The sequence below is a fragment of the Sulfurimonas sp. genome, assembly GCF_041583195.1.
Taxonomy (GTDB): Bacteria; Campylobacterota; Campylobacteria; order Campylobacterales; family Sulfurimonadaceae; genus Sulfurimonas.
Genome location: NZ_JBFHGL010000003.1, coordinates 150185 through 175128, shown reverse-complemented (window position 1 = coordinate 175128; position 24944 = coordinate 150185). Strand labels below are relative to the sequence as shown.

At 32.2% G+C, this 24944-nt stretch carries 31 protein-coding genes and 1 tRNA gene; 16 read left to right on the top strand and 16 right to left on the bottom strand.

Annotated elements, in window-relative coordinates; all coding sequences use genetic code 11:
• Positions 1-63: 63 nt before the first annotated feature.
• The 6 genes from ABZA65_RS04325 (at position 64) to ABZA65_RS04300 (ending at position 3897) form a co-directional block, all read left to right on the top strand.
• Positions 64-1266: an NAD(P)/FAD-dependent oxidoreductase gene (locus tag ABZA65_RS04325; RefSeq protein ID WP_373070978.1), complete on the top strand. Its 1203-nt coding sequence runs from the start codon at positions 64-66 to the stop codon at positions 1264-1266.
• Positions 1266-1481, top strand: a complete 216-nt coding sequence (locus ABZA65_RS04320; RefSeq protein ID WP_373070976.1) for a hypothetical protein — start codon at positions 1266-1268, stop codon at positions 1479-1481. Before ABZA65_RS04325 ends, ABZA65_RS04320 begins: the two co-directional genes overlap by 1 nt.
• Before the next feature lie 85 nt (positions 1482-1566).
• A complete protein-coding gene (locus ABZA65_RS04315; RefSeq protein ID WP_373070974.1) occupies positions 1567-2118 on the top strand; it encodes a response regulator in 552 nt (183 codons plus the stop codon).
• Between the two features lie 65 nt (positions 2119-2183).
• Positions 2184-2258 (top strand) — tRNA-Glu (locus tag ABZA65_RS04310).
• Positions 2259-2344: 86 nt separating this feature from the next.
• Positions 2345-3616, top strand: a complete 1272-nt coding sequence (gltX, locus tag ABZA65_RS04305) for a glutamate--tRNA ligase (RefSeq protein WP_373070972.1) — start codon at positions 2345-2347, stop codon at positions 3614-3616.
• Positions 3613-3897: a YggT family protein gene (locus tag ABZA65_RS04300; protein WP_373070970.1), complete on the top strand. Its 285-nt coding sequence runs from the start codon at positions 3613-3615 to the stop codon at positions 3895-3897. The genes gltX and ABZA65_RS04300 overlap by 4 nt, the downstream gene beginning before the upstream one ends.
• Positions 3898-3903: 6 nt before the next feature.
• On the opposite strand, the gene ABZA65_RS04295 is transcribed toward ABZA65_RS04300, so the two are convergent.
• Positions 3904-4362 carry a hypothetical protein gene (locus ABZA65_RS04295; protein ID WP_373070968.1) on the bottom strand — a complete coding sequence of 153 codons (459 nt, stop codon included), beginning with the start codon at positions 4360-4362 and terminating at the stop codon, positions 3904-3906.
• A 68-nt stretch (positions 4363-4430) separates the two neighbouring features.
• On the opposite strand from ABZA65_RS04295, the gene mobB reads away from it, so the two are divergent.
• From mobB to ABZA65_RS04260, 7 genes are read left to right on the top strand one after another with little or no spacing between them, the layout of a single operon-like run.
• Positions 4431-4934, top strand: coding sequence for a molybdopterin-guanine dinucleotide biosynthesis protein B (gene mobB, locus ABZA65_RS04290; protein WP_373070966.1), 504 nt, complete (start codon positions 4431-4433; stop codon positions 4932-4934).
• Positions 4935-5774: a class 1 fructose-bisphosphatase gene (locus tag ABZA65_RS04285; protein ID WP_373070964.1), complete on the top strand. Its 840-nt coding sequence runs from the start codon at positions 4935-4937 to the stop codon at positions 5772-5774. It begins immediately after the preceding gene.
• Entirely contained in the window at positions 5761-5967 is a 207-nt protein-coding gene (locus ABZA65_RS04280; RefSeq protein WP_373070962.1) for a hypothetical protein, read from the top strand. Before ABZA65_RS04285 ends, ABZA65_RS04280 begins: the two co-directional genes overlap by 14 nt.
• A 60-nt stretch (positions 5968-6027) precedes the next feature.
• On the top strand, positions 6028-7953 hold the full coding sequence (gene metG / locus ABZA65_RS04275) for a methionine--tRNA ligase (RefSeq protein ID WP_373070960.1): 1926 nt from the start codon (positions 6028-6030) through the stop codon (positions 7951-7953).
• Positions 7950-8954 carry a hypothetical protein gene (locus tag ABZA65_RS04270; protein ID WP_373070958.1) on the top strand — a complete coding sequence of 335 codons (1005 nt, stop codon included), beginning with the start codon at positions 7950-7952 and terminating at the stop codon, positions 8952-8954. The genes metG and ABZA65_RS04270 overlap by 4 nt, the downstream gene beginning before the upstream one ends.
• Positions 8955-8966: 12 nt before the next feature.
• Complete coding sequence (locus ABZA65_RS04265) at positions 8967-10100, top strand: TRAP transporter substrate-binding protein (protein ID WP_373070956.1); 1134 nt, start codon at positions 8967-8969, stop codon at positions 10098-10100.
• A 46-nt stretch (positions 10101-10146) separates the two neighbouring features.
• Positions 10147-11394 carry a putative glycoside hydrolase gene (locus ABZA65_RS04260; RefSeq protein WP_373070954.1) on the top strand — a complete coding sequence of 416 codons (1248 nt, stop codon included), beginning with the start codon at positions 10147-10149 and terminating at the stop codon, positions 11392-11394.
• Here the strand turns inward: ABZA65_RS04260 and ABZA65_RS04255 are convergent.
• Positions 11363-11908 (bottom strand): M48 family metallopeptidase, encoded by a 546-nt coding sequence (locus tag ABZA65_RS04255; RefSeq protein ID WP_373070952.1) that lies wholly within the window; start codon positions 11906-11908, stop codon positions 11363-11365. The two genes, ABZA65_RS04260 and ABZA65_RS04255, sit on opposite strands and share 32 nt — an antisense overlap.
• Complete coding sequence (queC, locus tag ABZA65_RS04250; RefSeq protein ID WP_373070950.1) at positions 11886-12563, bottom strand: 7-cyano-7-deazaguanine synthase QueC; 678 nt, start codon at positions 12561-12563, stop codon at positions 11886-11888. Before queC ends, ABZA65_RS04255 begins: the two co-directional genes overlap by 23 nt.
• An 85-nt stretch (positions 12564-12648) precedes the next feature.
• Here queC and ABZA65_RS04245 point away from each other — a divergent pair, with 85 nt between their 5' ends.
• Genes ABZA65_RS04245 through ABZA65_RS04235 form a run of 3 tightly spaced genes read left to right on the top strand, consistent with a single transcriptional unit; the run spans position 12649 to position 14220 of the window.
• The gene (locus ABZA65_RS04245) at positions 12649-12837 is read left to right on the top strand and encodes a hypothetical protein (protein WP_373070948.1); all 189 of its coding nucleotides are present in this window, start codon (positions 12649-12651) and stop codon (positions 12835-12837) included.
• 33 nt (positions 12838-12870) lie between these two features.
• Entirely contained in the window at positions 12871-13290 is a 420-nt protein-coding gene (ybeY, locus tag ABZA65_RS04240) for an rRNA maturation RNase YbeY (RefSeq protein WP_373070946.1), read from the top strand.
• Between the two features lie 3 nt (positions 13291-13293).
• Positions 13294-14220 carry a calcium/sodium antiporter gene (locus ABZA65_RS04235; RefSeq protein WP_373070944.1) on the top strand — a complete coding sequence of 309 codons (927 nt, stop codon included), beginning with the start codon at positions 13294-13296 and terminating at the stop codon, positions 14218-14220.
• Between the two features lie 11 nt (positions 14221-14231).
• Here the strand turns inward: ABZA65_RS04235 and mrdA are convergent, their stop codons facing one another.
• From mrdA to ABZA65_RS04170, 13 genes are read right to left on the bottom strand one after another with little or no spacing between them, the layout of a single operon-like run.
• Complete coding sequence (gene mrdA / locus ABZA65_RS04230; RefSeq protein ID WP_373070942.1) at positions 14232-16016, bottom strand: penicillin-binding protein 2; 1785 nt, start codon at positions 16014-16016, stop codon at positions 14232-14234.
• A complete protein-coding gene (locus ABZA65_RS04225) occupies positions 16013-16465 on the bottom strand; it encodes a hypothetical protein (protein WP_373070940.1) in 453 nt (150 codons plus the stop codon). The genes mrdA and ABZA65_RS04225 overlap by 4 nt, the downstream gene beginning before the upstream one ends.
• The gene (locus tag ABZA65_RS04220; RefSeq protein ID WP_373070938.1) at positions 16432-16890 is read right to left on the bottom strand and encodes an N-acetyltransferase; all 459 of its coding nucleotides are present in this window, start codon (positions 16888-16890) and stop codon (positions 16432-16434) included. The genes ABZA65_RS04225 and ABZA65_RS04220 overlap by 34 nt, the downstream gene beginning before the upstream one ends.
• The gene (gene yihA / locus ABZA65_RS04215; RefSeq protein ID WP_373070936.1) at positions 16883-17500 is read right to left on the bottom strand and encodes a ribosome biogenesis GTP-binding protein YihA/YsxC; all 618 of its coding nucleotides are present in this window, start codon (positions 17498-17500) and stop codon (positions 16883-16885) included. Before yihA ends, ABZA65_RS04220 begins: the two co-directional genes overlap by 8 nt.
• On the bottom strand, positions 17497-17991 hold the full coding sequence (lptA, locus tag ABZA65_RS04210) for a lipopolysaccharide transport periplasmic protein LptA (protein ID WP_373070934.1): 495 nt from the start codon (positions 17989-17991) through the stop codon (positions 17497-17499). Before lptA ends, yihA begins: the two co-directional genes overlap by 4 nt.
• Positions 17991-18515 carry an LPS export ABC transporter periplasmic protein LptC gene (lptC, locus tag ABZA65_RS04205; protein WP_373070932.1) on the bottom strand — a complete coding sequence of 175 codons (525 nt, stop codon included), beginning with the start codon at positions 18513-18515 and terminating at the stop codon, positions 17991-17993. Before lptC ends, lptA begins: the two co-directional genes overlap by 1 nt.
• On the bottom strand, positions 18512-19006 hold the full coding sequence (locus tag ABZA65_RS04200; RefSeq protein WP_373070930.1) for a KdsC family phosphatase: 495 nt from the start codon (positions 19004-19006) through the stop codon (positions 18512-18514). The genes lptC and ABZA65_RS04200 overlap by 4 nt, the downstream gene beginning before the upstream one ends.
• On the bottom strand, positions 19003-19575 hold the full coding sequence (gene hisB / locus ABZA65_RS04195) for an imidazoleglycerol-phosphate dehydratase HisB (protein ID WP_373070928.1): 573 nt from the start codon (positions 19573-19575) through the stop codon (positions 19003-19005). The genes ABZA65_RS04200 and hisB overlap by 4 nt, the downstream gene beginning before the upstream one ends.
• Positions 19575-20387, bottom strand: a complete 813-nt coding sequence (locus tag ABZA65_RS04190) for a septal ring lytic transglycosylase RlpA family protein (RefSeq protein WP_373070926.1) — start codon at positions 20385-20387, stop codon at positions 19575-19577. Before ABZA65_RS04190 ends, hisB begins: the two co-directional genes overlap by 1 nt.
• Entirely contained in the window at positions 20380-21606 is a 1227-nt protein-coding gene (locus ABZA65_RS04185) for a transglycosylase SLT domain-containing protein (RefSeq protein ID WP_373070924.1), read from the bottom strand. The genes ABZA65_RS04190 and ABZA65_RS04185 overlap by 8 nt, the downstream gene beginning before the upstream one ends.
• Positions 21607-21652: 46 nt before the next feature.
• Complete coding sequence (locus ABZA65_RS04180; RefSeq protein WP_373070922.1) at positions 21653-22426, bottom strand: TatD family hydrolase; 774 nt, start codon at positions 22424-22426, stop codon at positions 21653-21655.
• Position 22427: 1 nt separating this feature from the next.
• Positions 22428-23957, bottom strand: a complete 1530-nt coding sequence (locus tag ABZA65_RS04175; protein ID WP_373070920.1) for an AAA family ATPase — start codon at positions 23955-23957, stop codon at positions 22428-22430.
• A gap of 9 nt (positions 23958-23966) precedes the next feature.
• A complete protein-coding gene (locus tag ABZA65_RS04170) occupies positions 23967-24821 on the bottom strand; it encodes an NAD(+)/NADH kinase (protein ID WP_373070918.1) in 855 nt (284 codons plus the stop codon).
• Between the last annotated feature and the right edge of the window lie 123 nt (positions 24822-24944).

Below are 24944 nucleotides of genomic sequence, written 5' to 3'. Positions count from 1 at the left end.
ACTCTGCTACATTTGAAAATATACTATAATTCCAAAACATTTATACAAGGTAATTAAATAACGATGATTAAAGTAGCAGTAGTTGGTGCCGGTTACGGTGGTTTAAGAGCAATAGAACATTTGGTTGGTAACGAACAAGTTTCATTATATCTATTTGATGAAAATTCATATCACTATCTACAAACAGAAGCTTACGGTTATATTGCAGGTAGATTTGATCTGCACGATGTAGCACTTGATTTAAACAACTGGTGCCATGGATTCAAGTACCCTATTACGTTTATAAAAGAAAAAGTTGAATATATTAACTCTTCAAAGCGTTCTATTCAAACAGCCTCTTCCACTTACGATTATGATTATCTAATAATTGCTACTGGTGCACGTACGAACTTTTTTAGTTTTATAGATGGCATGGATAAATACGGTTACGGAGTTAAAAAGCTTTTTAGAAGTCATAGTTTTCGTACATCTTTTGAACACCTACTTTATGAAAAGCTTGAAAATCCATCTATACAGGGTCAAACCATCAACCTTGCAATTGGTGGTGCAGGACTAAGCGGTGTAGAGATAGCTGCAGAGATGAGTGATGTTATAAAAAGACACACTAAAAGTATTGGTGAGTCTGCAAAAGAGATTAAGGTTTACCTTATTGATGCAAGTGAAACAATACTGCCTGGTATGAGTCCATATATTATAGAAAATACGAAAAATAGACTTAATGATCTAGGTATAAACATAATGACAAAGTCATTTATTGAACGTGTAGATCTTGATACAGTATATTTTAAAGACGGTAGGAAACTTGATTATACCTTTATGATATTTACGGGCGGAATATTAGCAAATACAATAGAATGTGATATAAATCCTTCATTAAACAGAACAAACCAATATATATGCGATACTACCCTACGCATTGAAAAAAACATATTTGTAATTGGCGACTGTTGTGAGATTAAAGACAAAAAGCAAAATATACTTCCCCCTACTGCACAAATCGCTGAAAAAAGTGCAGAGTATGCAGCTAGTTCAATAGAAAAGCTTATACAAAACAAAGAGATTCAACCTTTCTCAGCAAATGTAGACGGTATTTTCGTGGCACTTGGAGGAAAATATGCAGTAGGTGAACTATTTTCATATATTAAAGTTAAAGGGTATTTAGCATATTATTTAAAGAAATTAATCACAAAAAGCTATTATATCGGCTTAAAATTTAGATTAAATACCGGCTTTAAAAAACGTACAATGAGTGAAGGAGAAGAATAATGAGTAGTAGAAAAGAGGAACTGATATTAGATATTCAAAACCTATTAAACAATTACGATGACATTAATTCAACATCAATTAACCCTGCTCTTCTTGAGTTTATGGATGAAAAAACACTTATAAGTATTATAGATACCTTATTAACACAAAAAGAAGATGCTAAAGAACTAGATATAGAATGGCTAGAAAAATTCAAAAAATATAAAGATTGTTAATTTTCTGTTATTAACAGTTAATATAATATTTGTTTATTAACATTTTTTGTGTATAATACTTTGAAAATTTTAATTAGGAATCGTTATGGCAAATATTGATTTAGTACAATTAACACAACAGACAAAAAAACTTACAGCTATGGTTGTAGAGGATGAGAAAGTTACAAATGAACTATTAAGTTCAACTTTTAAAAACTTTTTTTCAAATGTTACTTCATGCTTTAATGCTGAAGAAGCTCTAGATGCATTTGGTAAAGTTAATCCGGACATAATTTTCGTTGATATTGTTATGCCTGGTATGGATGGAATTGAGCTTGCAAGAAAAATTCGTGAACAAAACCCAGGACAAATCATTATCGTAATATCTGCAAGTAACGATATTGAAAAAATATCTGAGTCTATCGAAGTTGGTGTAAATAGTTTTATTCAAAAACCAATTGATACTAAAAAAATCATTGAACTTCTTAGTGGAATCACTTCAATGATCAACAAAAAACGTAAAGTAGAAACAAAAACTTTCTCTATCTCTTTACCGTTAGATTTATATGATCTTGTAAATGAGAATGCAAAAGAGGAAAGTATCTCTAAAAATGCAGTTATTATTAGAGCATTAAGAGGTTTTTACGAAAATAACTAACAAACCTTTCGAAATTTATATTATCTTAAGTAAAAGATATATATAATTTCGGCTCAACAACAAATGGCCCCATCGTCTAGCGGTTAGGATCCATGGTTTTCATCCATGTTACAGGAGTTCGAGTCTCCTTGGGGTCACCACTTTCAAATAAAAAAACAATCAAAACAAAAGAACTTTATTAGCTAAAATTTGATAAAATTTCAAAAATAATTTTATAGGATTTTTAATGCTTAGATTCGCACCTAGTCCAACTGGTGAAATGAACATAGGAAGCTTGAGGCTTGCCCTACTCAACTATATTGTTTCTCAACAAAAAAAAGAAGATTTTATAGTACGTATAGAAGATATGGATAAAGAGAAAAACATAGAAGGATGCGATCAAGAAATTTTAGACATACTTGATCTTTTTGGCATAAAATACACTCAAACAATCTATCAAAGCCAAAACTACAAGTTCCACTCAGCTATGGCTCTACAATTGATGCATGAAAAAAGAGCTTTTAGTTGTTTTTGTTCAGATGAATGGCTTGATAAAAAGCGCAAAGAAGCTGAAAAAGATAATAAACCTTACAGCTATGATGATGCTTGTAGAAATCTACCTGCAGAACTTGTAATTGACAATACAAATCCTTTCAGAATAAGAATCACTAGACCTGAATCAGACATAGTAATACATGATAAAATTAAAGGTGACTTATCTTTTTCTATTGATGAAGTAGACAGTTTTGTAATTCTCAATCAAGATAAAACACCTACATATAATTTTGCGTGTGCTATTGATGATATGATTAGTGATATTAGTATGATAATTCGTGATGAAAATCATCTCTCAAATACTCCAAAACAAGAACATATCAGAAGATCTTTAGGGTATGAAAAAAATGTTGAATATGCACACCTTGTACCTATTTCTAATTCTGAAGATTTTAGTATTAAAAGCCTACTAGAACAAGGCTTTCTGCCTGAAGCTATCATTAACTGTCTTCTATCAACAGTTATAGAATCATCCTCTGAAATTTTTACTTTAGAAGAAGCAATAGAGTCGTTTGATATAAATAAAATTTCCAACTCACCTGCAGAGTTCAGCATAGAGAAACTTAAGCAGATTAACAACACTTATCTTAAAAATCTAGACGCAAAAGAGTTATCACGTTATGTAGGATTTGCCGATGCTGAAATTGGTGAGCTTGCTCGTGTATTTTTAGATGGTGTATCTACTACAAAAGAGTTAAAAGCTAAAATAGAGCCTATTTTTGCAGATAAAAACATACCAAATGAGCTTAGTGAGCAGTCAAAGGTTATGATTGACGCAATTAAGAATGCACCATTTTTTGATGCATTTGATGATTTTAAAGCTTATATTTCAAAAGAAACAGATATCGATGATGAGAATTTTTCTAAAATACTTCGTTACGTGCTTACAGGAGCTGAGGAAGGTCCTGATCTTGAGAAGATCTATAAATATTTAAAAAACTATATAGGGGGAATCGTTAAATGAGCGTGTTAGTTGATATTATTCAAGGTTTAGGTGGTATTTTAATAACGCTGATCAATGTATATATTTGGGTAGTTATAATAGCTGCACTACTTAGTTTTGTAAACCCTGATCCTTACAATCCAATCGTTCAGTTTTTACATAGAGTTACTCAACCAGCTTACACTTTAGTTAGAAGAAACATAAAAACAGATTTTGGCGGGCTTGATTTAGCACCTCTTGTTATTATTATAGCTCTTCAAGTGGTAGTTGTAATACTAAGCTCTGTTTTACGTGCTCTCTAAAACAAACTATTGTTGATTTTTTTTGTAGCCGATTGATGCTAATTTAGAGTTATTTATGTATAAATCTAAATTTAGCTGATTTCCCTGTTCTTCGAATGATACTAAATAATATTTACTCCATTCGCTCTTCTCTCTAGTAAGAGTTGAGAACCTATTATCATAGTTTAGCTCTTTGATCTTCATATATCCGTGAGAGTTAAGTTTTAAATCAAAATCTTCTATAGAATCTTTCATGTAGATATAAACAACAAAATACTCGTTTTTATTAAATCTATTTGGATAAACCTCATTTAAATATATAGTAGAAAATGTTCCTATAACTTTTTCACCCTCACTTAACTTTACCCTTTTAAAACTTTGGGCACTTAGTTGTTGTTCCTTGTTTAAATCAAAGTAAGTAAATGCATTTTGGCTTGAACATCCGCTTATAAATAAAAGTATTAACAAAATATATATAGTTTTCATGCCGAAATTATAACTTGTTAAACTTTTCTTTTGTATAATCACTTTAAATTTTAAGTAAAGATATAACATTGAATAAAAGATTAGCAGTAGCTTTTACTGGACCATCAAATAGTGGGAAGACAACACTTATATTAAAAGTTGCCAGAAAACTTATTTATGAGCATAAAAAAGAGGTGGCAATAATAAAACATGATCCAGGTGATAAAGCAAGGTTTGATGTTGAGGGAAAAGACAGCTACAAGTTTAGTGATACAGGGGCTGAAGTTATAGTAACCTCCCCTACACGTACAACTTACTTTTCTCATAGACAAAAAGAACTAGATGAGATGATTAGACTCTTTGACAAGTTTGACATACTGCTTGTCGAGGGTTTAAAAAACCTGCCTTTACCTAGAATAGCCGTATTTAGAAACTCTCTAGATACAGACTATTTTCCATACATGGATGCGTTGGCTATAGATGAGAGCATAGATTCAGATGCTTACGATATCCCAAAAAATGTTTCTATGTTAGATCTAAATGACCCTGAAGATGTAATATCTTGGATACTTAAAAACTCAAAGGAAGTATAAATGACAGATATATTTGAAGCGATACAAAGAAGTGCAAAAAGAATCAAAAAAGCGATTGATATTAAAGATATTGGTTATTCAAACCAAGCAAACAGCTCAGGTGAAACACAACTTCAGCTTGATATTCAATGCGATATGATAATCGAAGAGGAACTTTCACACGTACCTACGGTTCATACAATAGCAAGTGAAGAAAAAGAGCATCCAATGGAGCTAAATACAAAAGGTAAGTATTTTATAGCATATGATCCACTTGATGGTTCATCTTTAATAGACGTTAACCTTAGTGTAGGGACTATTTACGGTATATATGAAGGTGGATTTGGTTCTGAAAATATGGTTGCTTCATGTTATGTAGTTCATGGACCAAGAGTTGAAATGGTGTTTGCTCACAATAAAGTTAAACTTCACCTGCTTCAAGAGGAAAACTGGGAGTTTGTTAAAGAGATCCGTATGAAAGAAAAAGGTAATCTAAACGCACCCGGCGGGACTCAACAAAACTGGGAACCATATCATAAAGAACTAGTAGACAGTTTCTTTAAAGAGGGTTATCGCCTTAGATATTCCGGTGGTATGGTTCCAGATCTTCACCAAATACTGCTAAAAGGCGGTGGTCTGTTTTCTTACCCTGCTACAAGTGATAAACCTGAAGGAAAACTACGCAGACTGTTCGAAGTTTTCCCTTTTGCATTCATTTATAAACTAGCAGGCGGAGAAGCGATTAACGGTAAAGATGATCTAATGACACTTCCATATGCTCATGTTCACGATACATCACCTTGTTTTTTTGGATCACGTCATGAAATTCAAAGAGTAAAAGAAGTTTATGCAAACAACTGAATCTAAAGAGCTTGATAAATTTGAACTTCATTTAGAAAGCATGATAGAAAATGTAAAAGAATGTCAACAAAAAAACAGTGTTGATTCTTGCAGCAAATGTGATCAATTTCTAAAGTGTGAGCTTAGAAATGATTATGTAAACTCAGTTTATAACAGTATGTCCAAGGGAGATACAGGTGGCTTTGAGTTTTAAACTATTATCTAAGAATTCTTAGATAAAATAACAAAATTAAAATATTTAATAGGATAAAAATTGAGTAAATATATAACTACCCCAATCTACTACGTGAATGGTGAAGCACACATTGGTCATGCATATACAACTTTTATAGCTGATTCACTAGCAAGATACGAAAGACTAAAAGGTGAAAAAACTTTCTTTTTAACCGGTACTGACGAACATGGTCAAAAGATCGAAGAATCTGCTCAAAAGAAAGGTAAAGAAACTCAAGCCTTTGCTGATGAGATCAGTGCTACATTTAGAAACCTTTGGGATGAGTTTGAAATATCTTACGATAAGTTTATCCGTACAACAGATGAAGATCATAAGCTTGGTGTTCAAAAAGCGTTTGAGAAAATGTACGAAAAAGGTGATATTTACAAAGATTTCTATGAAGGTCACTACTGTGTAAGCTGTGAGACTTTCTTTCCTGAAACTCAATTAGTTGATGGTGAATTTTGTCCTGACTGTGGTCGTACAACAAACGTAGTAAAAGAGGAAAGCTACTTTTTTAAACTTTCAAACTATGAAGACAAACTTTTAGCACACTATGAACAAAATCCTGAATTTATCATGCCAAAATCTCGCGCTAATGAAGTAATTAACTTTGTAAAAGGCGGATTACGTGATCTTTCAGTAACTCGTACTTCATTTTCGTGGGGTGTACATATGCCAGCTTCTATAAACGATGACAAACATGTTATGTATGTATGGTTGGATGCACTTCTAAACTATATAACAGCTCTTGGATATGGTAAAAATGAAGAAAATATGGACTTCTGGCCAGCTTCAACGCAGCTTGTGGGTAAAGATATCTTGCGCTTTCATGCTATTTACTGGCCTGCATTTTTAATGAGTCTTGATCTTCCGCTTCCAAAAACTATTGGTGCACACGGTTGGTGGACACGCGATGGCGAAAAGATGAGTAAGTCTAAAGGTAACGTAGTATCACCTAAAGATGTGTCAGATGCTTATGGATATGAAAACCTAAGATACTTCATGCTTCGTGAAGTTCCTTTTGGTCAAGACGGTGACTTTTCTCAACGTGCACTGATTGATAGAATGAACTCTGAATTAAGTAACGATCTTGGTAACTTATTAAACCGTATAATCGGTATGAGCGGTAAATACTCTGATTTTGAGATCGATAGTGTTGATGTAGAAAAATACCATTCTAAAGAGTTAACTCAGATGAATGAGGTATTAGATTCATTAGACAACTACATGGAAACTCTTCAAACTCATAGATACCTTGAAGAGCTTTGGAAGCTTTTTGCTATTGGAAACAGCGCTATTACAGAGTATGAGCCATGGGCTAAGATGAAAGAAGACAGAAAAGACGAAGCACTAGCTACAGTTGCACTAGTTGCAAATGTTCTTGCAAAAGCTGTTGTTATGCTTTCTCCTATTATGCCTAACACATCTAAAAAAGTTGCAGATACTCTTAATTTTGAGATCAATAACGATAGTTATACAGAGCTAGTTTGTGATAAAAAACTGTTAAAATTATTTAATATTAAAAAGATAGATCCACTATTTCCTCGTATTGAAGAGCCTTTAATGCCTGAAGCTCCTGCACAAGAGCCAAACAAACCTGTAAGTGATGATGAGCCTCAAGAGGTTGAAGAAGATAATTTAATAGAGATCGGTCAATTTTTTGAGACATCTCTAAAAGTCGGAACCGTAGTTGAAGGTGAAGCAGTGCCTAAAAGCTCAAAACTTCTTAAACTACAAGTAGATCTAGGAGAAGCTAAACCTAGACAAATCATTGCAGGTATTAAAAAATCTTACTCTGCAGAAGATTTGATCGGTACTCAGGTTTGTGTAGTTGCAAACCTAAAACCTGCCAAACTAATGGGAATGTTATCTGAAGGTATGCTACTAGCAGCTAAAGATGATGAGGGTTTATGTCTTATTCGCCCTGAAAAACCTAAAAAAGCCGGCACTCCTATTGGATGAGGCTTGAAAACCTACTAGCACTTACACATGCAAAACTAAATACTGAGCCATGTGTAAGTAATTTTGAAAATATCATTTTTGACGTAAACAAAGTAAATCGAGGCGATCTCTTCATAGCCAAAAATAATCAAGAGATATCAGAAGCCGTAAAAAACGGTGCTTACGGAATATTTTATGAGTCAGACTGTGAAATACTAGATAGTGAAATTGCATGGATTCAAACAGATAATTTAGAAGAAGCATTAAAAAGACTTCTAAGATTTAGACTTATAGAAAAAGAAGCTACAGCTTATGAATGTAGTGAAGTTGTTATCAAATTAGCTAAACAATTTATTATAGAACCACACTGTGTTATAGTTAGTGGAGATACTGAACATCTTTTTAAAAACTTATGGCATATACAAAACCGCTCTACCCTGCTTTTTTCACCTTCACTTAACGATGAAAGAATATTTGCAAATAAAAAGAATACGCCAAGCAGATCTCTAGAGCAAATAACAATTATGGAAAAAACACTTTTTGAAACATCTTTTATATATGATAATGTATTTTATGAAAGACAAACAATATCGCCGTTTTTTATGCCTTATTTAGAAGAGCTGTTTAATATATTTAAAACACTTAAGATCAACTATAAACTAAAAAAATTCACTCCAATAGAGCACTTTGAAGCTGTATTTACAAATAAAAACTTTGAGATAAAAGAGTTTGGTACAAGCGATAAAGTTCTAATTTTTGAATCAAACAATGACTTAATAAAAACCGAGATTGAGTATTTGCAAAATAATGCTACTTGGGCAAACATAATTTACATTGTTCCTCAAGATATCGATTTAAATGTTACACAAAACACTTTTATTTATAAAAATAGTGATGAGATTTTAAATATTTTAAAGCAAAACCGATTTAATTTCGCATTTGTAGCCGGAGTTGATAAAAGTATTTTAGAACAAAATCAATCTGAACAAAAATCACATACACAATTGACTTTGGCATTTTAGGAGAGTTTATTAATGGATAGAAGAAATTTTTTGACTACAGCCGGCATTGGAGCAGCTTCAATCGCAATAACAGGTTGTAATGAGAACAACAGACAGGCAATAGACTACTCAAAACACCCTAAAAACACCACTGAAGACAATAAGCGCGTAAATATCAATAGAAATAAGAAGACTACGTTAAAACTCGCAACAAGCTGGCCTGCTCACTTTCCAATAATGGGAACAGGTGTTGATAATTTTGCTTCAAGAATTAAACAAATAAGCGGTGGCAGTTTAGAAATAAAAATATATGCAAAAAATACACTAGTTCCTGCATTAGCTGTTTTTGATGCAGCTTCAAGCGGTCAGATCGATGCCTTTCATTCAGGACCTTATTATTGGAAAGGTAAGAACTCTGCATTTTCACTTTTTAGCGGTATACCGTTTGGCTTTACTGCTGAAGAGATCAATTCATGGATGCTTTATGGCGGAGGACTTGAACTATGGCGTGAACAGTATGCAAAATACAATCTACACCCTTTTTTAGGCGGAAATACAAATATTCAAATGGGTGGATGGTTTAGAAAACCGATAAATTCTTTAGAAGATATGAACGGTCTTAAAATGAGAATACCTGGTCTTGGAGGGGAAGTTTTTGCAAAAATGGGAGTTAACCCTATACTTCTGCCTGCGGGTGAAATATATACCTCTTTGGAACGCGGTGTAATAGATGCAACCGAATGGGTTGGACCTGCACTAGATATCAAAATGGGCTTTTACAAAGTAGCACCGTATTATTATTCTGGCTGGCACGAACCAGGCTCAATACTAGAGCTAACATTTAATAAAAAAAGTTTTGACAAACTTGCAGATGAACACCAAGCTATGATCGAAGTAGCTTCGAGTGAACTTAATTCAAATATGACACACGAATTTCATGCCAAAAACATCTTAGCACTTGAGAAACTGCGTTCTATGGACATTAAACTATCTAAATATCCTGACGATGTTATTACAAAGGGTAAAGAGTCTCTGAAAGTTGTTTTAGAGGAGCTTAGCTCAAAAAATAAAGATTTTGAGATTGTACAAAATTCAATTGAAAAATATTTAAACTTATCCAAAGAGTGGAGTAAAGTAAGTTTAGGGTATTTTATTAACGAAAGATGATTGATTTTTAGGTACAATTCCAGGATTTTTTTCGTGGAACACTATTTTGAAGATATTATTTTTAACTTTTTTAATTATTTCTAACATATTTGCTATATCTTTTAAGGGGAAAATTGTTGACTCTGTTACAAAAGAACCGATAATAGATGCAAAAATAAGCGACTCCAACCAAACTATACATTCTCATATATTCGGTCACTTTGTACTTGATAGTAACGAAGAGGTCGCTTTCATCAAAGCCTACGGATACAAACCAAAAAAATTTAAACTCTCAGAACTTTCAAAAACAATTGAACTGACACCAATCAAGGTAAAAGCACTCTATCTGAATTTTTGGGGAGCAAAAATTGATTCTAAAACATTTGCCAGAATCTTAAAAATCATAGATGAAACAGAGATAAATTCTGTTGTAGTTGATATAAAAAGTGCTGAAGGACTTACTTCATACAAAACATCATATGACAAAGCAAACTCTTATGGAGCATGGTTTCAAAGAAGCATAAAAGATATAGATGAGTTTATGAGTGTTCTTAAATCAAAAAATATATATACGATAGCAAGATTATCAACTTTTAAAGATGATCTTCAAGCTAAAAATAATCCTGACTATGCAATTAAAACTAAAAACGGTGAAGTCTGGAGAAACTTTGACGGTATAGCGTGGGTTGATCCTTATGATAAAAGAAGTCATATCTATACTATTGAGATTGCTAAAGATGCTGCTAAGGTAGGTTTTGATGAGATCAACTTTGACTTTATACGATTTCCTGCAAGACGTGGGCTTGTTTTCTCAAAAGAAAACACTGAGCAAAACCGTATTAAAGCTATTGAAGAGTTTTTATCTTTAGCACAAAATGAGCTTAGAAGATATGGAGTTTTTGTCTCTGTGGATACTTATGGATTAATTTGCTGGAATGAAACAGACACCGGTATAGGTCAAACTATTAAAGGGCTATCAAAATATGCTGACTATATTTGTCCGATGCTCTACCCTTCAGGGTTTAGTTCGAGTTATTTTAATGTAAAAAACCCAGCTGATTATCCGCATAAAGTTATATATGAAAGTATAAACAATGTTGTTGATCAGATCAATCCGCTAAGACTTAGACCATGGCTTCAACATTTTAAAGACTATACTCAAGAGAAACGTTTTTATGTTAAAAAAGATATTGAAGCTCAAATTCGTGCATCTGAAGAGCATGATACAAACGGCTGGATGATGTGGTCACCTTCTAGCAGATATAAACAAAACTACTTTAGACTTACTGCAATAAGTAGAATTGACTCTGAATAGATTTTAAATCTTTAGATAGAGGCATATACTTATCAACCAGTCTGTGAAACTCTTTAGAGTGGTTCATATGCACTAAATGAGCCAACTCATGAATCACTACATAATCAATTTGTTCTTGCGGGGTATTGTACAAATATGTATTTAAAGTAATAATTCTATTTGAACTGCAACTTCCCCAACGTCTTTTCATCTTTCTAAACTTTAGTGACGAATACTTTAATCCCATTAGTTTTGAATAATACTCTACCCTGCTTTTTAGATACTCTTTCGCTATTGTTTCATCTGACAAAGTTTTATCCACATAGATTCTGCTTTTAAGCTCAATTAACTTTTTGTGAATCCACTGCTCTTTTTCCAAAAGTAATTTTTTTATATAAGAATCCGAAACTCGTGGTGTTTTTAACAGTACACCATCTTTTGACACACTTATATAACTATTCTTTAGTCTTGGTTTGCAAATATGTGTAATTTCAAAACCGTTATGGTTTATTTTATTTGTACGGGATTGGATCATTTACTCCTGCAAGTTCAAAACCTCGTAGTCTCAATCTACAACTGTCACAAACGCCACAAGCTTTATCTTCATCCTGGTAACAGCTCCATGTTAATTCTAAAGGCACATTGAGTTCTAGCGCTTTTTGAACTATTTGAGATTTCTTGAGCTTAACCAAAGGCATATCAATCGTTATATTTGTCTCATCTTTAGTTCCAAGATTAATGCTTTCTTGCATACTTTTTATATAATCAAATCTGCAATCAGGATAACCGCTGCTGTCTTCTTCAACTACACCAATACTTATAACGCCAGCACCCTCTTTTTCAGCTATTGCCGCCGCCATACTTAAAAATATACCGTTTCTAAATGGTACGTATGTAACGGGTACTCCGTCTTCAAGTCCAGATGTAGGTACTTGTATACTTTTATCTGTCAGTGCCGAAGCACCTAGTTGTTTGAAAAAATCTAAATCAAGTATATATTTTTCTTTTACATCTAGTTTATTGCATATTTTATGAAAACATTCCAACTCTTTTTTTTGAGTTCTTTGATCATAATTGAAATGAACAGCGATTATCTCATAGCCTTCACTTTTTTTAATGTATGCGCTCAAAGTGGAGTCCATACCGCCACTCATAACACATACAGCTTTTTTACTTTTAATATTTTTCATAAAAGAATTTTAACATATATTTTTAATCTACTTTAAATAAAACTGTATATATAATTTAAAAATATAGAATATAAAAGGATATGTTATGCAAGTTTCATCATCAACAAATGCACCGGCTCAACAAGAAGGTAAAAGTCCAATGCAAAAAGCTACAGAGGTTCAATCTCAACAAGTTTTAAAAATTTTAGAAGGTTTAGATGAACAATCTAAACAAACTCAACAAATAAATGCTCAAAAAACAGGAATGGGTAATAACGTAAATCTTCTAGGATAGGATTTTTCTTCCGTATTTGATATAATTCTTTTTATGATTGAATTAGAAAATAATACCTCCTTAAATATTGATGAAGATTTTTTAAGTCAAATAGCTTCATCAATGACAGACAAACACATTGAACTCATAATCACAAATGACATTGAAATACAAGAGATAAACAAACAATACCGTGGAATTGACAAAAGTACTGATGTACTTAGTTTTCCTTACGAGGAAATGCCAATGGCACTGCTTGGAAGTATAGTTATTTCAGACTCTCATGTTATTGACAAAGCAAAGGAGCTTGGTCATAGTGAAGATGATGAATTAGCATTGCTATTCATACACGGACTCTTACATCTTTTAGGCTATGACCATGAAGTAGACAATGGTGAGATGAGATTAAAAGAGGAAGAGTTAATTAATCAATTCAACCTGCCTCAAAGCTTAATAATACGTACTCAAGGATAATAATTGGATTTTATAATATTTATAGTTGCTATGGCATCTTTAATATACGGTGCTGATTTTATAATAAAAGAATCAGAAAGAATTGCTCTTCATTTTAATATATCTCACTTCGTAATCGGTGCGACACTTGTTGCTTTTGGAACTAGTCTGCCTGAGATGGCAGCCTCTATGATGGCTTCAAGTGTTAATAAAAGTGATATGGCAGTCGCAAATGTTGTCGGTAGTGTAATATTTAATATAACCCTAGTTCTTGGAGCTGTTTTTATTTTAGCAAAAAATATGTCAACTTCTCGTGATCTGTTTGCAAAAGACAGTGCATGGGTTATTGTTCCTGTAATAATTTTCTTTTTAATGTCACAAGACGGTGAAATAGGTAGAGTTGACGGAATTCTTTACCTGCTTGTAATGGTTTCATATCTTATCTTTTTGTTTATGTCCTCAAAAGATGATTTAGAAGGCGAAATTGATAAGGATTTAAAAGATAAATTCAATTGGGCAAAAACCATAGTTCTTTTAGTTCTTGGATTCACATTAACAATAGGCGGCGCAAACTTTGTTATTGATAGCGGTGCAAATATAGCTAGAGATTTTGGTATAAGTGAATGGATAATCGGTATATTTTTAATCTCACTTGGAACTAGTTTACCGGAACTTGTAGTATCACTAGTTGCACTTAAAAAAGGTTCTGCAGAGATGAGTATAGGAAACATTATAGGATCAAATGTTGCCAATTTCTCTATGGTACTAGGAGCTGCATCACTTGTTGCACCTCTAAGTGTGGACCTTGTAGCAAACCAATACGATATGTTTATCATGCTTGGTGCATCATTAACACTACTGTTCATAATTGCTAATAAACTATACAATAAAGCAGGCGGTATTTTCTTACTTACAATCCTTGCTTTATTTATTCAGAATGCAGTTGCATAAGCAACTGTATTTTATCTTTTTATATATCCCATCTCTAGAAGTTTATTGTAAATATTTGACACGATTTTACCGGCAGCTGCACCACCATGACCACCGTGTTCAACCATAACCATAACTACATATTGTGGATCTTTATACGGTCCATATGTTGTAAACCAAGCATGTGAACGCGTATAGTATTCCATTTCATGTTCAAGCTCTCTTTCCTCAATATCTTGTAAAATACCTACAACCTGTGCTGTACCTGTTTTCCCTGCAATCTTAATTTTTGAGCTTAAATACTGAGTAGCAGTACCTTTTGGATAGTTACAAACCTCATACATTGCTCTTTGAATTATAGGAAGCTTCTTTAATTCATCTTCATTTAAAATATCTTGTATAATAGGTTTTATCTCATGATTACCTACTTTTTTAGCTACAAAAGGTGTTGGAAGTTTTGATGTAGCCATAAGTGCAGTAAACTGAGCCATTTGAATTGGAGTAACCAGAAAGTCACCCTGCCCAATCGATGTATTTACAGTTTCACCTATGTACCAAGGACGATTAAATTTTTTTCTTTTCCACTCACGTGAAGGAACCGTGCCGATAAATTCATTTGGAAGGTCAATACCGGTTTTTTTACCTAAACCATATCTTTTTAATCCATCACTCATCTTTTTTATGCCGACAAGCAAACTACCTTTATAAAAATAATCATCACAACTCTCACGAATAGCTTTTTTAATCCCTGTTGTTCTGTGCCCAGCTTGTTTCCAACATCTAAAAACCCTTTTTCCAAGCGGCATTGAAGCGCGACAATCAACTGTCCAATATGGACTTATATCATTTGTAATATATACAAGTCCAAGACCTGTCTTTATAGTTGAACCTGGAGGGTATAAACCATGTGTAATTTTATTAGTAAATGGCTTATCTAAACTAGTCGATAACTTTTTCCACATCTTATGGGATACACCGTTTACAAAAGTATTCAGATCGTATTCTGGAAAGCTACTTGCACTAAGCACCCTTCCCTCTACATCCATAACTACTACAGCACCTGCTTTATTATGAAACATAGAAGATATATATTTTTGGAGTTCTATATCTATATTTAGAGTGAGTTTTCTATCCTCTTGTGCTTTTTCATATGAGATCTGCTGTATAACTTGGTTATTAGCGTTTACTTTTACAGTTTTACTTCCTGATTCACCTTGAAGGTAAGTGTTGTAGTACCTTTCAATACCACTCTTTCCTACATACCCAATAAGCTTTAAAAGATCATCATCTTGTATATCTTTGGAATTAGCACGGGAAACGTATCCTATTGAATGAGCAGCTATATTTCCATATGGATAAAACCTTTTTGGCGCTGAAACAATTTTAACATTTTCTCTTAGATTTAGCTTTGTATATACAGGCATCATCTCATTGTATGAAATAAAGTCTACTACGTCTATAAAATCGTGATTATAATAAGAGTCCTGTTTTTTATATATTTTTTTTATCTCTTCTTTATCTAAACTTGGAAGTAAAGATACTAAATTATCTAATTCCTCTTCATATATATCTGCGTTCTTTTTTAAAGTTAGATGCGGTTTCAGCTGTACTTTAAATCCAAGTTTATTAATAGCTATTGGTCGATTTTTATTATCTGAAATCTCGCCTCTAACCGGTGCTAATTTTTCAGTCTTTATTGTATTACTTTGTGATAGTTTGTCATAATAAGAATGGGATTCAACTGCAAGCATGAATACTCTAACTATCAGTGTTATCCAAAGTAGAAAAAATACACTAAGTATAAATTTAATTTTCATAAAATACTCACAATTAAAAACTCAATAACTATATAGTAAATTACATAATAACTAATAGAAGGCATAGGTAATAAAAAAATACTTGAAAGTATTGACGTGAAAAAATAAAAACCTATATACGCAAGTAAAATTATAGAAACTTTAGTACATACTTTACAGTTAAAATTTTGCTCAATTTTCGGAAGTATAAACTTTAAAACAAGTGCAAAATAGATCACTGTAGAAAATAAAAGATACCCTTTCTCACTCTCATAAACAAGTATTGAAAAAACCACCAAAACTATACTTAGCAGGTTCTCTTTTTTGAAAGCTTCTAAAAATAAAAAAAACAATACACCAAGTAATGGAGGAAGGAACAGGTATATACTACTAAGACCTTCATAAAGCACAAACAATGCTACATATAAAAAAGGTGTTAAAGATTTTTGATTAGAGATACTTCGTTGCATACCGGAAAATGTTTACACTTTATACAATCTGCCCAAATTTTATGTTCAGGCAATGACTCTTTTGGAATTTCAACAAAACCCAACTTTTCAAAAAACTCTTTTCTATACGTTAAACTAAGAACTTTTTGCAGACCTAATTCTACACCTTCATCTAATACTTTGTTTATTAAACCACTTCCTATATTTTTACCTCTATAGCCTTCTTTTATAATTAAAGAGCGAATCTCTGCCAGTGATGGAGAGTGTATATGAAGTGCACAAAAACCAACTAGCTGATCATCATCTAAAACAAGTGTATAAGAGCGTATATTTGTAGCTATTTCATCATCTGTTCTATCTAATATTATCCCTGATTCAACTTCAGGTGCAACTAGGTTTTGCATTGCAGCTATATCGCCAAGTTTTGCTTTTTTATATTCAATCATTGTCTGTCAAGTCTCCAAGAATCTTATATAAAATGTTGTTAACCTTTTGCATACCTCTTTTTTTGGCACTTGAGACCATAATTGCATTTGGGAATTCACGTCTTAGTTTGTTTTGCTCTTTTTGGTTTAGCTTATCTATCTTTGTAAAGATCTGAAGTATATACTGACTCTCATTTGAATTCTCAACTAAAAACTCGCTAACAGACTTATCAATATCTAAATGTGGGTGTCTACAGTCAATCAAATGGATAAAAACTTTAATATTTAAACGTTTTGCTATATAGTCAGTTAAGTTCTTCTCCCAATCACTTTTAATACTTTTAGATACTTTAGCATATCCAAAACCCGGTAGATCTACAAACTTAGCAAATCTTTTCTCATCTGTATCCCTATCCATAAAAGTAACATCGAAATAGTTTATCAATCTTGTTTTACCAGGAGATGAAGAAACTTTAGCCAATCCTTTGTGATTAGTTAGTGCATTTAATAAAGAACTTTTACCAACGTTTGAGCGTGCCATAAAAACAATTTCGTCTTGAACATCCGATTCAGGCGCACCTTTTATATCAGGTGCAGAAATAACAAATTTTGAATCAACAATTTCTATCATTTCTTATTTCCTTGTTTTGTCTCATTGTCATCTTTTTTCTCTTCAACATCAAAGATCATTATAACAGGTTTATTGGTATTACTTTTAGCATTTGCCTTACCCTCAACCGTTTTTATAACAACTTCATCACCTATAATTTCATTTTTTTCACCAATTTGTCTTATATGAACATCATCATAAAAATAGTATTCTTTAGTTAAAGGAACATATATAACTTTTTGTGACTTACCACTGTATTTAGCACCCTCTTGGGTTGTAATATTAAAAGTCACATCACCTTTAGCTATATACTTGGTCGGTTTATTTTCAGAATCTGTAAAAACAGTTATTTTAGATGCATTGATCTCATCGTTTTCTTTAATTATATTAACATCTCCGCTGAAAACTGAGATGCCTTTTTTCTGATCTGCTTCGAATGAGTTGGCTTTTATTTTTAACTCATTTGCACATATAGATATACTTATTACTAGTAATATTAAAACATATTTCATTATTTCTTCTTCTTTTCTTCTAAATTATATACGGCATATATTTGTTTTGATTTAACAGTGCTTTTTTTATTATTAAGCGTTACTTTGTCTCCAGTTATATAGTTTTCTCCCATATAAGCTACATATTTAACGTTTGTATGTGCTATATCCTTGGCTTTATTGTATGTAAGTTTTTGTGAAAAAAATCTAAGCCCATCATCTCTATATAATTTCACATCACCGTTTAGATAAACAACATCATTTTTGTACAAACCATTTTTAGCTTTCATATTTGCTAAAAACTCTCTTGAGTTATCAGTATAATCAATATTATTTACAACATATCTATTGTCATATCTAATGGCATCATCACCGTCCATCTTGGTAATTAAACCATTTTGATTTAACTCATACAAAGTAAAAATTTCTAAGCTAAATTGGGGCATCTCTTTATCATCAGTCTGTTTTAAATTCATTGGTTTAAACAAAAAGTATATCATCGATAAACCAACCAAGACTATGGATAAAAAAACATTTATATTCACACCCAAATCCCTAAATATTCATCATATTGGTTGTTGTCTTTAACCAGTATTTCTATCATCTCACGAACGACACCATCACCGCCTTTACGTGTTAAAACAGTATCAACTATCTCTTTAATATCATCCATCCCGTCATTTGGAGTAAAACTTCTACCGGCATGACGAAGCATATTATAATCATTTAGATCATCACCAATCACTGCTACTTCATGTCTATTTAATCCAAGTTCCTCTATCACCTCTTTTATTACCCTATCTTTATCTCTAATACCCTGATAAAAGTGTGTAATACCAAGCTCATTTGCACGTTTTTCAACCATAGCAGATGTCTTACCTGTGATGATCGCAGCATAATTGCCAATACTAATCCAAGACTTTATTCCAAGACCGTCTTTTACATTAAAAGCTTTGGTTTCAATTCCATCTGATGTATATGTCAGTTTTCCATCAGTTAAACACCCGTCTACGTCCAACACAATTAGTTTTATCATAACATATCTTTCGTACTAGGGATACCGATTCTATCATTTTTTTCAGTAGCTCTGCGAATGGCAACTGCAACGGCTTTAAATGCAGCCTCAATTATATGATGTTTGTTTTTACCGCGTTTTTGAATAATATGTGCACTAACTGAAGCATTTAAAATAAATGCACGAAAAAACTCTTCAACAAGTTCTGCATCAAAATTTCCTATTTTACCGTAAACATCGAGATCATAAACTAAAAAAGGTCTATTGCTAAGGTCTAGATCACATTCTACACAAGCTTCATCCATTACAACAGACGAATTTGAAAATCTCTCTATACCTTTTGCAGGATACAGCACCTCAGATAAAAGTGAACCGATAACAATTCCAACATCTTCAACACTGTGGTGATCATCTATATGCGTATCGCCTACACATTTAACATCTAGATCAATTAAAGAGTGCTTTGAAAAACTCTCAAGCATATGGTCTAAAAAACCTACACCTGTATCAATATTGTTTTTACCTTCACCGTATAAATTTAGTGATACACTAATATCTGTCTCTTTTGTTTTTCTTGTTTTTGTTACCATTAATTATCCCTTACAATAAATGAACTATAAAACTCTGAAGATGCTTTATAGTCTCTTGCTTCTTTTTCGCTTCTAAAACCTTGAAGCCATACTTTAAAACTCCTACTTTTACCGTTGTCTATATCTTTTATAACTGTTTTATATCCGTCTTGTCCATCATATTTTTGCTGTGTACTCAAAGCACCTTCAAATCTTGAAAAAGAACCTATCTGAATAGCATAATCGGCTATATCCGATTCATGAGGAGTTTTTTTAAGTTTATGAGTAGGATGAATTTTCGTACTCCCTTTACCCTGGAAGCCAAGCACTTCAAGCCTTACTTTTGCCGTACCTTTTTTAACCATGTCTATCTTATGTGCTGCAGCATTTGAAAGATCTATGATTCTAGTACCTACAAAAGGTCCTCTATCATTTACTCTAACAACTGTTGATTGTCCATTTTCCACATTTGTAACCTTTACAATCGTATTCATCGGAAAGGTTTTATGAGCGGCAGTCATATCATGCATATTATAAGTTTCTCCGTTTGAAGTCAGCTTTCCGTGAAAATCAGGTCCATACCAACTAGCAATCCCGTCAAAGTTATCTCCTGCTGCTACTACACTTGGATAATATTTTATTCCACGAATAACGTATGGTCTCATTGTAGGATGAGAATATGACTTTCTATCCATAACCTGTGAATGGGCTGAACTATTACTTGAGTAAGTTTTAGGTTCGGAATATGTTCTATACACACCTTTACCTCTAGTACTACAGCCTGCAAAAAAAAGAGTTAAAAATATTAGAAATAAATAAAAAAATTTATTCATATAGCTTTAACCTTTCACCTACTTTTATTAAACTACCGCGCAGCTTATTTTGTTTTTTAATATTTTGAATACTTACTCTATGAGCTTTAGATATAGACTCTAGTGTATCGCCTTTTTTCACTAAATAATAATGTTTTGTTTTTATTTTTGTTGTTTTTGAAGTCAGATCAATAGGAATTACAAGCTTCTGTCTAAGCTTCAGGCGTGTATGTTTTAGATTATTAAAATCCATTATCACTTTATAAGGTACTCCGTATTTTTTACCTATATATGAAAGGTTATCACCATTTGAGACAACATGTACTTTATATATATTTTTTACAGAATCTCTTTTGTATTTTTGTTTAAACTCGCTTAACTTAACATAAGGAATATATACTTCATAATCTTCTTTATAAGGCGGAACGAAATCATATTTTAGATGTCTGTTTAGTTTTTTTAATGTTCCAAGAGGCAGGTCTATCGTTTTTGAAAACCTTCTAAGTGACTCACCGCTTGGCAGCTGAATTGTAGACATCGAAAAAGCACTTGCACGGTTTAAAAGATGTGCATACTCACTCTCCAATAAAAACTTATCGTCATAACCAATAAGTGCCAAAGCTAAAATTTTTCTAATATATAACCTGCTCTCACGAGGAAGATATTTTTTCTTTGGATTCAAAAGCACACTTAAATCATCCGTTTTAGCTTCTTTAATTCCCTTACTAAGTCTGCCGCCACCACAGTTATAAGCGATTGCTGCTAGGTACCATTTTCCAAATCTTTCATGTAGACTTGATAGATATTTAGCTGCGGCTTTTGTAGACTTAATTGGATCACGTCTCTCATCTACGTATTCATCTATTTTTAAACCAAAGGATTTACCTGTACGAGGCATAAACTGCCATAACCCTGCTGCTCTTTTTTTTGAATATGCACGGTTTGAAAAATTTGATTCAGCCATTGCCAAATATAAAAATTCTGCCGGAATGTTATGCTGTGAAAGAATTTTTTTAATCTCAGGAATATAGATATAAGCATCATCCATAGCTTGAAAGAAGTGTTTACTTCTATAGATTTGGCTGTTTCTATTGCGCATCTCATTAAGTGTTTTATCAAATAAAAAAGGTGCATCTATATCAAAAGAGTCTAAAATTTTAACCTCTTCATTATGGTTAAAAGCATAATTTAGGTTAGCAAATAGTGTAAACGGTATGATTAATAATAAAAAATATTTCAAATTATGTAACTTTATATGTAAAATAAAAGTTACATTTTATCTAAAATTAGTTAAAAAAAAGTTTTAAAGCATTCTTAGAGGTAGTTTTTTTAATTTCATCAACATCCGTCTCTAACAACTCAGCCATTTTACTTGCAACAAAGGTCGTATATAAAGGTTCATTTCTCTCCCCTCTATGCGGTGTTGGAGTAAGGTATGGACCATCTGTCTCTATTACTAATTTTTCATATGGTATTTTTGGTAACACATTTACTAATTTTTTTGCATTCTTAAATGTAAGCACTCCTCCTATTCCAAAATAAAAACCATTATCACTTAAACTAAGAAGCTGTTCGTCTGCATTGAAACAGTGTAAAACACCACCTACTTCAGATGCATTATTTTCAATTAAAATATTTTTAGAATCCACAGATGCATCACGTATATGTACAATTAGTGGTTTTTTGTACTTTTTTGCAATCTCTATCTGTTTTACAAAAATCTCTTTTTGCTTATCTTTTTCTGCTTGTTTTTCTTCATCACTTCCTTCTAAACGAAAGTAATCAAGCCCACATTCACCAATAGCTACACATTTTTTATGATTTACATATTTATCAAATACTAACTCATCAAAGCCATCTAAATCGTACGGATGTATTCCGACTGCAAAATATACATCATCATATTTTTCAGATATTGCAATTGCTTTCTCTAATGTATCTGCATCAGCACCAGGTATTATAAAACGCTCAACTCCGCCTTTTTTTGCCCTATCTAGAACTTCATCCAAGTCATCATCATAGCGTGAATCGTCTAAGTGTATATGTGTATCAATTATCATTTTATCCCTCTAATAGCTCTCTTGCAAACTTTTTAGCTTCAGGAGTTATTTTATCTCCGCTAATGATTCTTGCTATCTCATCTATTCTGCTATCAAAATCCAATTCAACTACTTTTGATTCATCATCTATCTTTTTGACTAAAAAGTGTTGATCACCCATAGAAGTTAATTGAGGTTGATGCGATATTACAAATATTTGAAAGTGTTTTGAGAGCTTTTTAAGAACCTTTGCAACACTCATAGACTCTTCACCACTTAGGTTTGCATCTATCTCATCAAGCATCAACACACCGCCGTTTTTATCCATATTTTCAGATTTTATAGCTAGTATAGCAAGTCTAAGTCTGTTAAACTCACCTGTACTAATTTTATCTAAAGACGTATTGTTAAGAACAATAGCAATCTCATCTTTACCAAATTCACTGTTTGGAATCTCTTTAATAGAAACACTACAGTCTCTTAAATACAACTCTTTTAAGTAACTGTTTAAATCTTTTTCAAATAAAGGAAGTTCTTTTTCTCTTAAAGCACTCAACTCATTTGCAAGTGTATTAACTTCTGAGTTTAAAATAGAAACTTGTTTTTGGAGTTCATCTTTTGTTATCTCAATATTTTCGTATTTTTCAAGTTCAGCTTTTTTATTTTCTTTATACTCTAATGCTTCCTCTATAGAACCGTATCTTCTTTTTAGATCACTTAATTCCTCTAACCTATTTAAAACTTCTTCAACATCAACTTCATCTAGGGCAGAAAACTTCTCTTCAGCACCATCTAGTGTGGCTCTTAGTTCATTCATAGCATCACTAAAGAAAGAACTGTCTACATCTAAAGCATTTAAGGCTGAGAAGACATTGTGTTCAGAGTTAAATATCTCATTTGCGTAAGATAACGACTCCAATACTTTCTCTTTTTTAGAAAGTTCTTTTTTAATCTCTAAAAGTTCTAAATCTTCATCTTTTTTCGGATTTACCTGTTCTATTTTTTCTATCTCAAACTTAGCAAACTCTTTTAATTCAACTATTTTTTTCTCTTCTTCTTCAATCTTATCAAGTTCAAATTTTAGTCTTTTGTGTTCTAAAAAAGATGCTTTATATCTATCTTTAAGATCACTTATTTTATTTGATTTTTTTCCAATTCTTGTATCTATAATATTGATTAGATTTTCATTTTCAAAATCTGAATAATCTTTTAAACTTAAGTGTCTAAGATGATTAGATGAGATATCTTGCATAGCTTTTTTAGAGACACTTTGATTATTTATAAAATATCTTGATTTCTCTTTTTTTATATGCTTGAAAATATTTATGTCATCGCTTTCTAATCCATATTCATCTGCGTCAAATTCCCATGAAGTAGAAGATTCGCATATATTTGCTTCACAACTGCTATTTCCAAGTGATGAGAGTATAGAATTTATAAGTATAGATTTTCCGCTTCCACTAGGACCTGTAAAAACAACTAGACCACCGTATAAGCTTAATTCAACCTCTTTAAAACTCAAATAGTCTTTTAAAAAAAATCTTTCAATCATATTGGTATCTTAATCTCCCCAATTTAATTTATTTTTTAGTATTTCAAAGTAGTTAAAATCTTCTTTATGAATTAAACTTACCATCTTAGTAGCCAGTTTTATATCTATACTCTCACCAAGTCCCAACTCCACCATATCTTGTCCGTCAAATATAACTAAAGCTTTCTCACTAGAAGTTTTCATCTCTATAGGGTATTTCCCAGGCAGTACAACAGGTCTTTGAGTTAATGAATGCGGACATATAGGTGTTAATGCAAAAACATTAGTCAAAGGGAACATAACAGGTCCTCCTGCTGAAAGGTTATATGCTGTAGATCCAGTTGGAGTAGAGACTATAACACCATCGCCATAGTAAGTATTAAACGGTTTTGAATCAACCAGTGTTTCAATATGGATCATTTGAGGAACTGAAGAACGGGTTAAAACTACGTCGTTAAATGCGTATCTTTTTTCCTCTTTTTCACCTTTATTTAGTGTAGTCTCAAGTACGGCTCTCTCATCTATTCTGAACTTTCCATTTTTCATTTGTTGAAAAAATCCGTCAAATTCGTCTATACTTACATCAGATAAAAAGCCTAGTCTGCCGGCATGAATTCCCAATATTGGAATATCATACTGTAAAGATTTTCTAGCAGTAGAGATCAGAGTACCATCACCACCGATAGTAATTAAAAAACCGCTTTTAGAACACATTTCGTCAAATTCAAAGCCTTCAAGTGAGATCATCTGTGCACTGTTCTTTTCTAAAAATATCTCAATATTATATTTATTCAGTGTCTCTTGTACTTTTAAAAACTCCCCTTTAAGCTGGGGACTATCTGGTCTTAAAACAATACCAACTTTATTAAAATCTATATTTTTCAAAACGGCTCTTTTTCAATTTATTTTAGCAAATTATACACTTTTAAATTTAAAATAGTAAAAATATTGCAAATTGACATATTAATGTTATAACACGACTTATCCTGAGATAAGCCAAGTTTAGAT